Annotated in this window: 15 protein-coding genes; 11 read left to right on the top strand and 4 right to left on the bottom strand. The window is 71.0% G+C overall.

All coding sequences use genetic code 11. The features are described 5' to 3' along the window. The first annotated feature begins 61 nt into the window (after window positions 1-61). From ABNF97_RS04700 to ABNF97_RS04665, 8 genes are all read left to right on the top strand, one after another. Complete coding sequence (locus tag ABNF97_RS04700) at window positions 62-1,321, top strand: LCP family glycopolymer transferase (protein WP_130461353.1); 1,260 nt, start codon at window positions 62-64, stop codon at window positions 1,319-1,321. Window positions 1,322-1,443: 122 nt separating this feature from the next. Next, window positions 1,444-2,736 carry an LCP family protein gene (locus ABNF97_RS04695; RefSeq protein WP_349337757.1) on the top strand — a complete coding sequence of 431 codons (1,293 nt, stop codon included), beginning with the start codon at window positions 1,444-1,446 and terminating at the stop codon, window positions 2,734-2,736. A gap of 326 nt (window positions 2,737-3,062) precedes the next feature. Next, window positions 3,063-3,947 (top strand): LCP family protein, encoded by an 885-nt coding sequence (locus tag ABNF97_RS04690; RefSeq protein ID WP_130461351.1) that lies wholly within the window; start codon window positions 3,063-3,065, stop codon window positions 3,945-3,947. 40 nt (window positions 3,948-3,987) lie between these two features. Beyond that, window positions 3,988-4,323: a rhodanese-like domain-containing protein gene (locus ABNF97_RS04685; protein ID WP_130461350.1), complete on the top strand. Its 336-nt coding sequence runs from the start codon at window positions 3,988-3,990 to the stop codon at window positions 4,321-4,323. Between the two features lie 197 nt (window positions 4,324-4,520). After that, window positions 4,521-5,321, top strand: a complete 801-nt coding sequence (locus tag ABNF97_RS04680) for a glycerophosphodiester phosphodiesterase (RefSeq protein ID WP_349337756.1) — start codon at window positions 4,521-4,523, stop codon at window positions 5,319-5,321. 82 nt (window positions 5,322-5,403) lie between these two features. Then, the gene (locus ABNF97_RS04675) at window positions 5,404-6,864 is read left to right on the top strand and encodes a sensor histidine kinase (protein WP_349337755.1); all 1,461 of its coding nucleotides are present in this window, start codon (window positions 5,404-5,406) and stop codon (window positions 6,862-6,864) included. 94 nt (window positions 6,865-6,958) lie between these two features. After that, window positions 6,959-7,360, top strand: a complete 402-nt coding sequence (locus ABNF97_RS04670; protein ID WP_349337754.1) for an ATP-binding protein — start codon at window positions 6,959-6,961, stop codon at window positions 7,358-7,360. Between the two features lie 102 nt (window positions 7,361-7,462). Further along, on the top strand, window positions 7,463-8,380 hold the full coding sequence (locus ABNF97_RS04665; protein ID WP_502930441.1) for a DUF5926 family protein: 918 nt from the start codon (window positions 7,463-7,465) through the stop codon (window positions 8,378-8,380). A gap of 152 nt (window positions 8,381-8,532) precedes the next feature. Here ABNF97_RS04665 and ABNF97_RS04660 read toward each other — a convergent pair whose 3' ends face one another. Beyond that, entirely contained in the window at window positions 8,533-8,949 is a 417-nt protein-coding gene (locus tag ABNF97_RS04660; RefSeq protein WP_349337753.1) for a MerR family transcriptional regulator, read from the bottom strand. 81 nt (window positions 8,950-9,030) lie between these two features. Here ABNF97_RS04660 and ABNF97_RS04655 point away from each other — a divergent pair, with 81 nt between their 5' ends. Next, complete coding sequence (locus ABNF97_RS04655; protein WP_349337752.1) at window positions 9,031-9,792, top strand: methyltransferase domain-containing protein; 762 nt, start codon at window positions 9,031-9,033, stop codon at window positions 9,790-9,792. Between the two features lie 104 nt (window positions 9,793-9,896). On the opposite strand, the gene ABNF97_RS04650 is transcribed toward ABNF97_RS04655, so the two are convergent. Together ABNF97_RS04650 and ABNF97_RS04645 are read right to left on the bottom strand one after the other, a co-directional pair. Next, window positions 9,897-10,100: a DUF397 domain-containing protein gene (locus tag ABNF97_RS04650; RefSeq protein ID WP_349337751.1), complete on the bottom strand. Its 204-nt coding sequence runs from the start codon at window positions 10,098-10,100 to the stop codon at window positions 9,897-9,899. Then, window positions 10,090-10,866, bottom strand: a complete 777-nt coding sequence (locus tag ABNF97_RS04645) for a helix-turn-helix domain-containing protein (RefSeq protein WP_349337750.1) — start codon at window positions 10,864-10,866, stop codon at window positions 10,090-10,092. The genes ABNF97_RS04650 and ABNF97_RS04645 overlap by 11 nt, the downstream gene beginning before the upstream one ends. A 211-nt stretch (window positions 10,867-11,077) precedes the next feature. Here ABNF97_RS04645 and ABNF97_RS04640 point away from each other — a divergent pair, with 211 nt between their 5' ends. Further along, window positions 11,078-11,410 (top strand): hypothetical protein, encoded by a 333-nt coding sequence (locus tag ABNF97_RS04640; protein WP_130461341.1) that lies wholly within the window; start codon window positions 11,078-11,080, stop codon window positions 11,408-11,410. A gap of 3 nt (window positions 11,411-11,413) precedes the next feature. Continuing rightward, complete coding sequence (locus tag ABNF97_RS04635; protein ID WP_130461340.1) at window positions 11,414-11,701, top strand: flavin reductase; 288 nt, start codon at window positions 11,414-11,416, stop codon at window positions 11,699-11,701. A 73-nt stretch (window positions 11,702-11,774) separates the two neighbouring features. Here the strand turns inward: ABNF97_RS04635 and ABNF97_RS04630 are convergent, their stop codons facing one another. Beyond that, a complete protein-coding gene (locus ABNF97_RS04630; protein WP_130461339.1) occupies window positions 11,775-12,998 on the bottom strand; it encodes an arginine deiminase in 1,224 nt (407 codons plus the stop codon). Between the last annotated feature and the right edge of the window lie 80 nt (window positions 12,999-13,078).

The raw sequence follows: 13,078 nt of genomic DNA, 5'->3' as shown, positions 1-13,078 counted from the left end.
TTCGCGCCAGCCGGGCCGTGGCACACAGCGATTTCTTGGTTTTGCTACGTACTCTGAGGGCATGTTCGAGAGCCCTCCCCCGAACGCGACCGGCGGTTCGTACCGGATGACGGCCGGCGGATCCGCCGGTCGGGCCCCGGTGCCAGGCGGCCCAGGTCAAGCGGCCGATCCGAGCCGGATCTCCGGCCGGGCGCAGGTTTCCGGCGTACCAGGTCAGGGCCGTTACTACGGTTCACCGACCGGTCCCGGCGGCGGTGGTCCCGGCGGGCCCGGTGGTCCGGCCCTGCCCGGCTCCCCCGGCCGGCGCGGCCCACGGCCCCGCTGGGGTCGGATCGCCCTGGTCGTCGGCGTCGCGGTGCTGATACTGGGCCTGCTCACCAGCGGTGGCCTCTGGCTCTACCTCCGTGGGCTCGACAACGACCTGGCCCGGACCGACCCGTTCGCCGAGCTGGCCGGCGGCCGGCCGCAGTCGGTCAGCGGTGCGTTGAACATCCTGCTGGTCGGCAGCGACTCCCGGGATCCGGATGCCCCGATCGACCAGGCCAGCAAGTGGCGGGCCGACACCATCATCGTGATGCACATCCCGGCCAGCCACGACAAGGCGTACCTGGTCTCGATACCCCGTGACCTCTACGTGCCGATCCCGGAGAACGCCAAGGCGGAGTGCGGCAGCGGTGACCGGCGGAAGATCAACGCGGCGTTCGCGTTCGGCGGCCTGCCCCTGGCGGTACGCACCGTGGAGTGCTTCACCGACGTCCGGATCGACCATGTGATGGCGATCGACTTCGCCGGCTTCAAGGAGGTCACCGACGCGCTGGGCGGGGTCGACCTGAAGGTGGAGCGCGACATCACCTCGATCCACAAGCCGTACCGGAAGTTCAAAAAGGGCGTCAACCACATGAACGGGGCCGAGGCGCTGGACTGGATCCGGCAGCGCAAGCAGTTCCCGGACGGCGACTTCGCCCGGATGCGCCACCAGCAGGAGTTCCTACGGGCGTTGATGGATAAGGCGGTCAGTACCGGCACATTGACCAACCCACCCAAACTGAACGCCTTCCTCAAGTCGGTCACCAGCGCGGTCACCGTCGACAAGGGCTTCTCCCTGGTCGACATGGCGATCCAGTTCCGCAACCTGCGCGGCGAGAACCTCCGGTTCATCACCAGCCCGCACAACGGCAGCGAGACCATCAACGGCGAGTCGGTGGTGGTGTCGAACCGGGAGAAGGCGCTGGCCATGTACCGCGCGATGGCGGCGGACACAATGGACGAATGGGTCGCGGCGAACGTCGCCCCGACGCCCACACCGGCCGACGGCGGTTGAACCGATCCGCGCGCTCACCCGTAGATGAACAGGAGCAGGTAACGTAGTTGACTCGGGACGGCTGGCCGGTGTCCGCACCATGTCACAGCGTCCCGCCCCTCACCCCTGAACCTGGAGCAGGCATGCCGGTGCAATCCCGCCGACGTCCCCCACGGCCCGCCTCGGCGGTCGCGCCCTCCCGCGCGACCGCGTCGGTCGGGGCCGGTGCGCCGCTCGACGACTGGCCGGATCTGCCGACCGGCACCGCCGGCAGGGCCAGCGGCGGCAGGGCCAGCAGTGGCACGGGCAGAAGCGGCACGGGCAAGGGTAAGGGTGGCAAGAGCGCCCGCCGGCGCAGGACACCGCTCTGGGCCCGCCTCACACTGGTCTTCGGCGCCGTGCTGATGCTCTCCAGCGGGGTCGCCATCGTCGGCATGCAGGTCGCGATCGACCAGGCCACCAGCAGCATCCAGCAGGACAACCTGCTCGGTGCCGCGAGCAAGTCCGACGCCGAGGGCGGCGAGGACCTCGAGGGCCCGATCGATTTGCTGCTGCTCGGCATCGACGCGCGGGCCCGGCTGGACGCCGACAACGTCCGGGCCGACACCATCATCGTGCTGCACATCCCGGCCACCCACGACCAGGCGTACCTGCTCTCCATCCCGCGCGACACCGAGGTGCAGGTGCCGGCGTTCAAGAAGAGCAGGTACGGCGGCGGCACCGCCAAGGCGACCGAGGCGTTCTACCACGGTGCGCAGAACGGCGGCGGACTCGCCGGCGGCGCCCAGCTGATGGCACTCACCGTGAACAAGCTGACCGGGATCAGCTTCGACGGCGCGGCGATCATCAACTTCAGCGGCTTCAAGAAGATCATCGACGCCCTCGGCACCATCCCGATGTGCGTTCGGCAGGAGGTCAAGTCGCACCACATGAAGCTGGTCGACGGCGAGCCGATGTGGAACCACGAGGCCGACAAGGCCAGCGGCGTGAAGAAGCCGGTGGTACACAAGAAGGGCTGCCGGCAGATGGAGGGCTGGGAGGCGCTGGACTACTCGCGCCAGCGCTACGGCCTCACCCACGGCGACTACGACCGCCAGCAGAACCAGCAGCAACTGATCAAGGCGATGGCCAAGAAGGCCATGAGCAACGGCGTGATGACCGACATCGGCAAGCTCAACCGGTTGATGAAGGCGGCCGGCGAGGCGCTGATCCTGGACACCGGCGGTGTCCCGGTCGCCAACTTCATCTTCACGCTGCGCGGGGTGGCCGCCAACGACCTGGTGCTGCTGCGTACCAACGGGGGAAACTTCGCCGGCAACGGCAACGGTCGGGAGACCCTCAAGCCGATCAGCCGGGAGATGTTCACGGCGGTCAAGAACGACAGGCTGGACGAGTTCATCATCAACAATCCGAGCGTGCTGGCACCGAGCAAGTAGGCCGCGCGGGCAGGTAGCGCCAGCGAAAATCCCAAAAGCCACTAGACGCTCAAACCGGGCCCCTAGCCTGAGCTGAGGAAGCTTCACTCAGCCGGGTCCGGGGAGGGGTCACGTTCACACCCAAGCGGGCGGCTCCGGGTCAACCCGGGCAGCCAGGACGCGTCTACGGCTCCGGTCGTACCGGCGAGCCGGAGGGGTCGGCACGGCACCGGCGCAGCGCGCCGGTCTGGGCGAAGGTCGCGCTCGGGCTCGGCCTGGTCCTGCTGCTGATCTCCGGTGTCGGTGGTGCCGGCCTGCACCTCCTGACCAACCGCTACGACAACAGCGTGGTCAAGCAACTGCTCCTCGACCCGGCGGCCCGGGGCGAACGGGGCGATGTCGCCGGCCCGCTCAACTTCCTGCTGGTCGGCTCCGACGAGCGCCCCACCGCCAGCCCCGGCACCGGCCAGCGGTCGGACACCATCATGATCGCCCACCTGCCAGCCGGACTGGACCGGGCCTACCTGATCTCGGTACCTCGGGACCTGCTCGTCGAGATCCCGCCCGCGCCGGCCAGCGGCTGGCCGGGCGGCTCCGACAAAATCAACTCGGCGTTCCACTACGGCGGCGGTGGCCAGGGCGGCACCCGGCTGCTCTCCGCGACCCTGAGCCGGCTCACCGGAATCCGCTTCGACGGCGCCGCCCTGGTGAACTTCGCCGGCTTCCAGAGCGCCATCGACCTGCTGGGCGGGGTTCGGATGTGCGTCGACACCCCGGTCCGGTCGATACACACCCGGCACGTCTTCGAGGCCGGCTGCCACCAGATGAGCGGAGCGCGGGCACTCGACTACGCCCGCCAGCGGTACGACCTGCCGAACGGCGACTTCGACCGGCAGCGCCACCAGCAGCAACTGCTACGGGCGATGATGGACAAAGTCACCACCACGGACATGCTCCGCAACCCGCTCCGGCTGGACCAGGTGATCCGGGCCGTCGGCTCCTCGTTCACCGTCGACACCAACGGGATACCGCTGGAAGACCTGATCTTCGGCCTGCGCCGGATCCGTTCCAACGCGCTGCGCGGCATCCAGCTCCCGTCCCACGCCGAGACGATCGACGAGGTCTCGTACGTCCTGCTCGACGAGCCGGCGAACACCCTGTTCGACTCGATGCACGGCGAGGACCTGGACAACTGGGCACGGCAGCACCCGAAGTGGGTCAACCGGCTGTAGATTCCGGCGATGGCCCGGACAGGCTCTACCCTTGGTAACCGTGTTCGCAGCCAACGTTCCCTCCGTGACCGCCGCCGAGGTACCCGCCGACGCCTACCTGCTCGACGTACGGGAGCCGGACGAGTGGACGGCCGGCCACGCGCCCGGCGCCCACCATCTGCCGATGATGGAGGTGCCCGCGCGGTTGTCCGAGATCCCGACCGACGGCGACGTGGTGGTCGTCTGCCGCTCCGGCGGCCGCTCCGGCCAGGTGGTCGGCTATCTGATGAGCAACGGCTGGGACAACGTCCGCAACCTCGACGGCGGGATGCGGGAGTGGGCCGCCTCCGGCCGCCCGCTGGCCAGCGAGGACGGGCAACCGGCCCGGATCATCTGACCGCAAAGGCCACCAGCACCGTGAGCGCGAGGAGTGAGCCGGGCCTGCGAGCCCCGCAGCGCGAACAACCAACCAGCACCCCGAGCGCGAGGAGTGAGCCGAGCCTGCGAGCCCCACAGCGCGAACAACCAACCAGCACCCCGAGCGCGAGGAGTGAGCCGGGCCTGCCAGCCCCGCAGCGGCCGGGAGGCGATGGGGTGCCGGAGCAGCGGACGCGTCCGCTGGTCTTCGCACACCGGGGCTCCTCGGCGACGATGCCGGAGCACACCCTGGCGGCGTACCTTCAGGCGTTGACCGAGGGCGCGGACGGGTTGGAGTGCGACGTACGGCTGAGCCGGGACGGGCACCTGGTCTGCGTACACGACCGGCGACTGGAACGCACCAGCAACGGTCGGGGGCCGGTCGGGGCGTACACGCTGGCCGAGCTGGAACGGCTCGACTACGGTTCGTGGCACAGCGGCGCCGCGCCCGACGGCGACCTGCCGCCGGCTCCGGAGCGGACCCGCCTGCTCACCCTCGACGCCCTGCTCCGGGCGGTCCGGGCCGCCGACCGCGAGGTCGAGCTGCTGATCGAGACGAAACACCCGACCCGGTACGGTTCCGGGGTCGAGCGCCGCCTGACCGCGCTGCTGGAACGGCACGGGCTGGCCGATCCCCGGCCGGACGATCCGGTCCGGGCGACCGTGATGTCCTTCTCCCCGCTGGCCGTCCGCCAGATCCGCCGGCTGGCGCCCCGACTGTCGACGGTACTGCTGCTGGATCTCGCGCCTCCCGGGCTGCGCCGGGGGCGGCTGCCGTTCGGCGCCCAGATCGCCGGCCCGAGCGTCAAGCTGCTCCGTACCCGTCCGCAGCTCGTCCCGGCCCTGCACCGGGCGGGCAACCGGGTCTACGTCTGGACCGTCAACGACGCCCCCGAACTGGACCTGGCCCTGGCCTGCGGCGTGGACGGGATCATCACCGACCGGCCCGCCATGGTCCTCGACCGGTTGGGCCGCTGAGCCGGACCGGACCGCTGCGCCGGACCGGGCTGGCCGGATGACGGTACTGCCGAAAGACCCGCCGAACGGGCAGACTCGGGGAATGCCGGAACGCCCCGATTACCCCTGCCTCATCGCCGGCCATGCCGAGGTGATGGAGATGCTGAACGCGGGCGAGGTGGGGCTTCCCGTGCTCAACCGGCTGTTGCAGGTCGCCGCGCGGGCGCTCCGCGCGCCCGGCGTCGCCTTCGTCGAGTTCGGCCCGAACGGCGGGCGGGTGGTCTCCGGCAACGGTGAGCTGGGTTGGGCGGTAGGCCGACCGGTCCCGACCATCGAGCAGCCGGCCGACGATCTGGTCTGCGGTCCGGGGGTACGCGCGGTGAGCGTGGATGTCCTTCCGGCGGACCTGGCCGAGGAGCTGGACGAGCGCGGCCTGCGCCACCTGCTCGCCGCGCGGGTCGAGATCGGCGGATTGACGATCGGCAACCTGTACGCGCTCTACCCGGAGGCCGAGCGCCCCGACGACCCCGAACACCGTTCCGTGCTCGGCTACCTGGCCGCCACGGTCGCGCACATGTACGGCGACCAGGCCGGCCTGCCGGTGCACGGCGACGGCGCGGTGGTGGCGGCCCTCGCCGACGGCCTGGCGATCGTCACCCGGGACGCCACCGTACAGCTCTGGAACCCGGCCGCCGAGAAGGTCACCGGGCTGTGCGCCGCCGAACTGCTCGACCGGCCGCTGCCGTTTCCGGTGCCGCCGCCGGGGCAGGTACTCGACCATCGACTGCCGGACGGACGCTGGCTGAAGATCACTTCTGGGGACCTGCCGGGCACCGCCGCCTCCCGGGTGGTCACCTTCCGGGACAGCAGCGACCAGCACATCCGGGACCACGACCGGGACCTCTTCGTGGCGGTGACCAGCCACGAGCTTCGTACCCCGGTCACGGTCATCAAGGGCTACGCCGACACGCTCGGCACGCACTGGGAGTCGCTCTCCGACTCTGACCGGCGGCAGGCGGCCGGGGTGATCGGCCAACGCGCCGGTGAGCTGGCCCGACTGGTGGATCGACTGCTCGCCACCACCAACGAGGCGAACCCGGTCGGCAGCTCCCCGCCGGTCCCGTTCGACCTGCTCGACACGCTCCGGACCGCCGCCGCCGACCTTCCCGCCGAGCTGCGTCACCGGCTGGTGATCCAGCTTCCGGAGAACCTGCCGAAGGCACTCGGCGACCGGGCCATCCTGGCGACGGTACTCACCGAACTCGTCACCAACGCCGGCAAGTACTCGCCGGACAGCGCGCCGGTGCTGCTGACCGCGGAGGCCGACCGGCGGACGGTGGCGTTCAGGGTGAGCGACCGGGGAATCGGGGTACGTCCGGAGCATGTCGAACGCGCATTCGAACGTTTTTGGCAGGGGGAGTCCGGCGACCGACGCCGCTATCCCGGCGCCGGCCTGGGCCTCTACCTCGTGCGCCGGATCGTCGAGCGGCAGAATGGCTGGGTTTCCCTCCGCCCGCGCGACGGTGGCGGTACGGTCGCAGAGGTGCGGCTGCCCCGCGGCTGAACCAAGGTCGCCCGGTGGCGCCGTGCCCCGGTGGTCCGTCGAGGAGGCACCTGCAGTGTCGAGCGTCTCGACCGAACGGTCGTGGTGCCTTTTGGTGCCGCAGCACGCCCAGGGCGCCCGTACCGCCCGGCACCGGCTCGGTGCGGAACTCGACGGTGCGGTGCCGGCGGACCTGCTCGGCGACGCCGAGATGGTGGCGGCCGAACTGCTCGGCAACGCCGTACGGCACGCCGCGCCGCTGCCCGGCGGGATGATCCGGCTGACCTGGCTGCTGCGTACCAGCCCGACCGCGAACACCCTGGAGATCCGGGTGACCGACGGCGGCTCCACCGGCCCGCCCCGGGTCCGCCAGGTCGGGCCGGACGCGACGGACGGCCGAGGGCTCCTCCTGGTCGCCACGCTCGCCGCCGACTGGGGAGTCGAGCGGGACGGGCTGGGGCAGAGCGTCTGGGCCCGGCTGGTACAACCGGTCCGGCATTCGGTCGCCGTCGGCTGAACGGCCGTCGCCGACGCCAGGGTGCCGCCGGGTGTCCGCGCCCGGCCGGTTGCGCCTAGCCGGGTGCCCGCGCCCGGCCGGTTGCGCCTAGGCTGTCTCGCCGTGGGCAAGCGTCGAAAGAGTTCCCGGTCCGCCGCAGCGGACGGCAGCAACTCCACCAGCGGGGAAAACCAGAACGGAAAGCGACAGAAGGTACGGGACGTCTTCGTGCCCCGTCCCTTCGAGGAGCTGACCGACGAGGTGGAGTGGATCGCGCTGCGTGAGCTGGTGCCGGCGGCCTCCGCTCCGCTGACCCTCGCGCCGCACCTGGTGGAGGAGTTCGGGGACCGGCCGGTCACCCTGGCCACCGTGCTGCCGATGGCCACGCCCGCGATCACCAAGCCGGACGGCCGGATCATGATCGGTCTCCAGCGGCACGTGCAGTCCGGCGACGTCTCCCGGGACCTTGCCGAGGCGCTGCTCTGCGCGCTGCGTACCGAGCCGGGTGGCACGGTCTCGGTGCCGGCGCTGCCCGGCGAGGGTCCCCGGCTGCCGGACGTGCTGGTCGACGGGCCGCTCGACATCACCATGCACGACGGGTTCGATTTCTGGCTCGACCCGGGGGCGGGCGACGACCCCAACGTCAAGGCGTCGCTGGAGCGGGCCAACGCCTCGATCTACCCGACGGTCCGGCTGGCCGCCGCGCCGGCCGCGTACTGGTGCCAGGTCACCGGCAAGAGCCATGTCCGCTGGGTGCTGCCCGACGACGAGGACGCGGCGCTGGACGCGCTCTCCCGGCTCTCCGCCGCCGGTGAGCTGCCGCTCGGCCCGCAGACCCGGTTCGCCGGCATGTTCCGGGCGCACGGCCGGCTGGTACCGGTCTGGGACATTCCCCGGGACGCCGCGCCGGAGTCCTGGGAAGGTCCGCTGGCGGACGTCGCGAAGCGGTACGCCGCCGCCCTGGCCGACCCGGCCCCGCTGGACGCCGCCGGCCGCCGCGCCAAGCAGGGCCTGCTCGGCCGCCAACTCACCCTGCGCTGACCCCGGGCATATCAAGATTCTTGGCGAGTTGTGGTTCGACACGCGCCACAACTCGTCAAGAATCTTGGACCACACCAGAGCGGGTCGACGGGGCTCGTGGTGCGTCAGCATGTGTCGACAGACCGGTACGGCAGCATCCACGACCAGGGCTGTCATGGGTGGTCGAGAGCATCGTCCAGGGCGACCCCGTCCAGCCGTGCCAGTATCATCGCCTGGAACTGCGGGCACGCCTGGTAGTCCGGGTGCTGGCAGCGCAGGCCGTGCTCCAGCAGCGTCTGCGACAGCGTGAGCCGGGCGATCCGCTCCCGCACCTGGGCCAACTGGCCGCGCAGCAGGTCTCGTCGCCGCTCCCGGTCCGGAGCGCTGAACAGCCCCCGCAACTGCTCCAGGCTGAACCCGGCCTCCTTACACAGCAGAATCTCCGCCACCCGGGTCACGTGCGTCGCGTCGTAGGCCCGCCGGCCCGCCACCCGCCGCGCCGGCGAGAGCAGACCCACGTCCTCCCAGTGCCGCAACACGTGCGTGGCCAGACCGAAGCGGGCGGCCAGTTCACCGATCGAGTACTCCATCGACCATTCCACCGACTCAGAGTCACCTTGACGAGACCACTGTTTGACTTCAGGTTCACCTGAAGTCGCACACTCGGGCGCATGCCCGACACGCACACTGCCTACACGGACAGCGAAAAGCTCATCCGGATGCTCGATGCCGCCGAAACCATGCCCGATGCCGTCACGCTACGCGCACGCAGTTACCAGTTGCTGCGCCCGCTTTCCGGCGCGACAGTGATCGATGTCGGCTGCGGTGCCGGCCGCGCCGTCGCCGAACTCGCCGTGCGCGGCGCCCGCGCCATCGGAGTGGATCTCGATCCGGCGATGCTGGCCGCCGCCCGCAACCGCTTCCCCGACCTCGACGTGCGCGCCGCCGACGCCGCCGAACTGCCCCTGGACGACGGGCAGGCGCACGGCTACCGGGCCGACAAGGTGTACCACGTGCTGCCCGAACCCGCCGCCGCGCTGGCCGAGGCCCGCCGGGTCCTCGCTCCCGGCGGCCGCATCGTGCTGCTCGGCCAGGACTGGGACACGATTGTCGTCGACTCGGACCAGTCGGACCTGACCCGCCGGATCGTGCACGCCCGCGCAGACACCGTCCCACACCCGCGCATCGCCCGCGCCTACCGCAACCTGCTGCTCGACCACGGCTTCCGCAACGTCGAACTGGAGGTACACACCATGATCTTCACCGATGCCGCGATGCTGCCGATGGTCGCCGCCCACGCCGACGCCGCCCGGCAGACCGGTGCGGTCAGCGCCGACGAGGCCGAAGCGTGGACTGACGAGCAGGCCCGACGTGCCAGCAGCGGTCGGCTGCTGGTCGCGATCCCCATGTTCCTGGCCGCCGGCACACGCTGACCGTTCCTGGCCGCCGGCGCCCGCTGACCTCAGCTCGACCGGCGGACAGGAGACAAGACGCCCCCGGGCTGTGCCGCCGGGGGTCGTCTGTCGTGAAGGGACGGTCAGCCGACCGGGCCGATCCGCTTCGCCAGGTCGACGAAGGCCTGCCAGCCCGCCGGCCCGAAGGCCAGCGTGCCACCGTCGCGGTCCTTGGTGTCCCGGACCAGCACCCGGCCGGGCAGATTGTCGGCCACCTCGACGCAGGCACCCTGGTTGGAGCCACTGCGGGTGCTCTTGCGCCACCGGGGCGCCACGTCACTCGTCATCGTCAATCGCTCTCTGGAGAAGGTCCCTTGACGGCTGCACCGGTAGGGCCAGCCCGCTGACAATCTCCCACGATACTTCCAACTGGTCGAGATCTCCCCCGTCCGTCACCACCCGACCTTGGAGTTGGTCATCCACGTAGCCGGCCCGCCGGTTGCCAGGAAGCGTCGCCAGCACGAAAGCGCCCTGTCGGCCGGCATGTAGGCCGGCGGACCGGGGCACCACGAGAACCTGGATCTTCGGTCGCTGGCTGAGCTCCAGCAGGTGTTTCAGTTGCTCACGGCGGAGTTCGGGCGGCCCGAAGGCCAGCGCGAATTCACTGATGACGGCCGACAGCGTCGGAGGCTTGGGGCGGTCGATGGTAGCGGCGAGCCGGTCCCGCCGGACCTGGATGGCACTATTCACCACCTCGTCCGACAACCACCCGCCGTACAGGACGGCACGGGCGTACTCCTCGGTCTGGAGCAGGCCCGGCAGGAGGAGCGGCTCCCACCAGCGGAGCAGGGTGGCTCGTTCCTCGTGTTCGGTCCAGGGGCGCAGCCACGGCGGCCGGGCATCCTGCCGGGCCAGGACGGCGGCCTCCTGGATCTCGTCCTCGCAGTCGAAGAACCGGTCCAACCGGGCGGCGGTCTCGGGTTGGGGAATGAGCCGGCCCTGTTCGATCGCGGCGATCAGTGACGCGCTCACCTTGACCGCCCGGCCGAGTTGCGCCTGTGTCATGCGGCGCCCGACTCGATGTCTTCTGAGGACTTCCCGGAGTTCGTTCACGTACTACTCCCGCATGCGGAGGGGAATGCTACAGACATCTATATTGCTGACTGCACATCTTCCACTACTACGTGTCAAGAGTCCAGGGTGGAGGGCAAGCGCTTTTGCCCGGCCCCCGTGACCTTCCATCCGGGCGAAGCGCCCACGGGGGCGGTGCCGGTGTCCGGGCCGGTGCCGCCCCTGTCCGCATCTCGCCGACGGGAGCAATCAGATGAGACACGCCCGCAGGGTCGAGCCCCGACACCGCCGCGCATGGTGGCGCCTCTGGCGGTACTGCCGATGCGGCCAGCGATGGCGCTGCCCGGAGCCGGCCGGGGTGCTGCCGGCACCCTACCGGCCACCGGCCCCACCTGTCCGGGCCCTGACCCTGGATGCGCCGCCCGCACCGACCCGGCCCCGGGCGACCAACCGTCGACCCGGCTGGGACACGCCCACCCATCGACCCGGCTGGGACGCGCCCACCCGCGCACACCTGGGCAACGGCCGCCCCGGAGCCCTCACCCCCGGGCAGGGGCACCGCGCCCGGCACGGTGTACGGGCGTGACCGGTGATCGGGCCACCGGCACGCTGGGAGCGGTTCGCCGCCCGACGCCGCAGACGCGAGCGGCAGGTCGACGGGCACTTCCCGACCGAGACCTACGACTGCCCCGAGTGTGAGCACCCCTGGCCGTGTCCGCAGGCACGCCTGTCCCTGCTGGTCGGCTTCGCGGGCGACCGGGTCGGGCTGCTGATGTACCTCGGCGCCCACCTCGCCCGCGCACTTGAGGTACTGCCCGACCGGCACCCCGCGCTGATCGTCTCCCAGATCCTCCACTGGGTACCGCGCCGCCGCTGACCCGCCTCATCACCCGAGGCGACTCGCCCCGGTCCGCCGCCCTCCCCTCGGCGACCGGGGCGAGTCCGCGTCCTCAACTGGGCGGCGCTCCCGGGCGCAGCGGCTCCCGGACCAGCGGGCAGGACATGCAGCGCGGGCCGCCCCGGCCCGAGCCGAGTTCGGAACTGGCGATCCGGATCACCTCGATGCCGGCCCGTTCCAGTTGGGCGTTGGTCTCCACGTTCCGCTCGTACGCGACGCAGAGCCGGGGGGCGAGCGCCAGGGTGTTGTTGCCGTCGTCCCACTGCTCGCGTTCCGCTGTCACCGGGTCCAGGCCGGTGTCGATCACCCGGAGCCTGTCCAGGTCCATCGCGTCGGCCGCCGCCCGCAGGAACGGCGCCGGCCCGTCGAGCTGGATGTCGCCGTCGGCGCCGGCCACCACCGTGTACGCCGAGAGCGTGTCCGCGATGTTCGGATACATGAGTACCGCGTCGACGTCGACCATCGTGCAGATGGTGTCCAGGTGCATGGTGGCGCGCTCCTGGGCGATCGGCACCACCAGGATGGTGTGCGCCAGGCGCGCCTCGAAGACCCGGCGGGCCAGCCGCTCCGCCCCGGCCGGGGTGGTGCGCTCGCCGACCCCGACCGCCAGCACCCCGGGGGCGAGCAGCAGGACGTCACCGCCCTCCAGGTGCTCCAGGCCGGGGTCGTACACGAATCGCGTACCGGCGAACCGGGGGTGGTGCCGGTAGATCGCGTCGGTCAGGCTGGTCTCCCTGCGCCGGGCCGGCATGGCCAGGCTGGTCACCGCGACGTGGTCGCCGATCCAGGTGGACGAGTCCCGGGCGAAGAGCAGGTTCGGCAGCGGGTCGATCACGAAGTCCAGCCGGTCCATCAGGCGGTAGACCAGGCCGCCGCCCCGGTCGCCACCGAGTCGCAGCTCCTGGTGGGCGAGACCGGCGATCAGGACTCCGGCCAGCCCGGCCGGATCGAGGTACGAGAGATGCTCCGCCACCCGTCGGCGCAGCGTGTCACCCAGTCGGGCGTCGGCGAGCACCCGCTCGGTCAGCTCGGACCGCGCGTCCGGCAGGGCCAGTGTCTCGGCGAGTAGGGTTCCGATGTAGAGCACCTCGACGCCGCGCTCGCGCAGCGCGGCGGCGAAGGCGTCGTGCTCCTCCTGGGCCCGGCCGACCCAGGGGATCGCGTCGAAGAGCAGCGAGTCGTTGTTCCGGGGCGTGAGTCGGGCGAGTTCAGGTCCCGGACGGTGCAGAAGTACAGTGCCGAGACGCCCGCACTCGCTGTCCACGAAGTGGGTCATCCTCGCAGCGTAGGGCAGCGATTGGCACCATCTGGGAAAAAGGGCTTCGGATGAATGGGGCATTCATCCACACTCACTCC

Origin of the sequence: Plantactinospora sp. B6F1 (genome assembly GCF_040120695.1) — a bacterium.
Taxonomy (GTDB): Bacteria; Actinomycetota; Actinomycetes; order Mycobacteriales; family Micromonosporaceae; genus Plantactinospora.
This window is presented reverse-complemented; position numbering and strand designations above follow the sequence as displayed.

Bases quoted from the DNA above. Each gene is read 5' to 3' on its own strand.
- ABNF97_RS04700 (WP_130461353.1), top strand. From the start codon at position 62: ATGTTCGAGAGCCCTCCCCCGAACGCGACCGGCGGTTCGTACCGGATG.
- ABNF97_RS04695 (WP_349337757.1), top strand. From the start codon at position 1,444: ATGCCGGTGCAATCCCGCCGACGTCCCCCACGGCCCGCCTCGGCGGTC.
- ABNF97_RS04675 (WP_349337755.1), top strand. From the start codon at position 5,404: ATGCCGGAACGCCCCGATTACCCCTGCCTCATCGCCGGCCATGCCGAG.
- ABNF97_RS04660 (WP_349337753.1), bottom strand. From the start codon at position 8,949: ATGGAGTACTCGATCGGTGAACTGGCCGCCCGCTTCGGTCTGGCCACG.
- ABNF97_RS04655 (WP_349337752.1), top strand. From the start codon at position 9,031: ATGCCCGACACGCACACTGCCTACACGGACAGCGAAAAGCTCATCCGG.
- ABNF97_RS04650 (WP_349337751.1), bottom strand. From the start codon at position 10,100: ATGACGAGTGACGTGGCGCCCCGGTGGCGCAAGAGCACCCGCAGTGGC.
- ABNF97_RS04640 (WP_130461341.1), top strand. From the start codon at position 11,078: ATGAGACACGCCCGCAGGGTCGAGCCCCGACACCGCCGCGCATGGTGG.
- ABNF97_RS04630 (WP_130461339.1), bottom strand. From the start codon at position 12,998: ATGACCCACTTCGTGGACAGCGAGTGCGGGCGTCTCGGCACTGTACTT.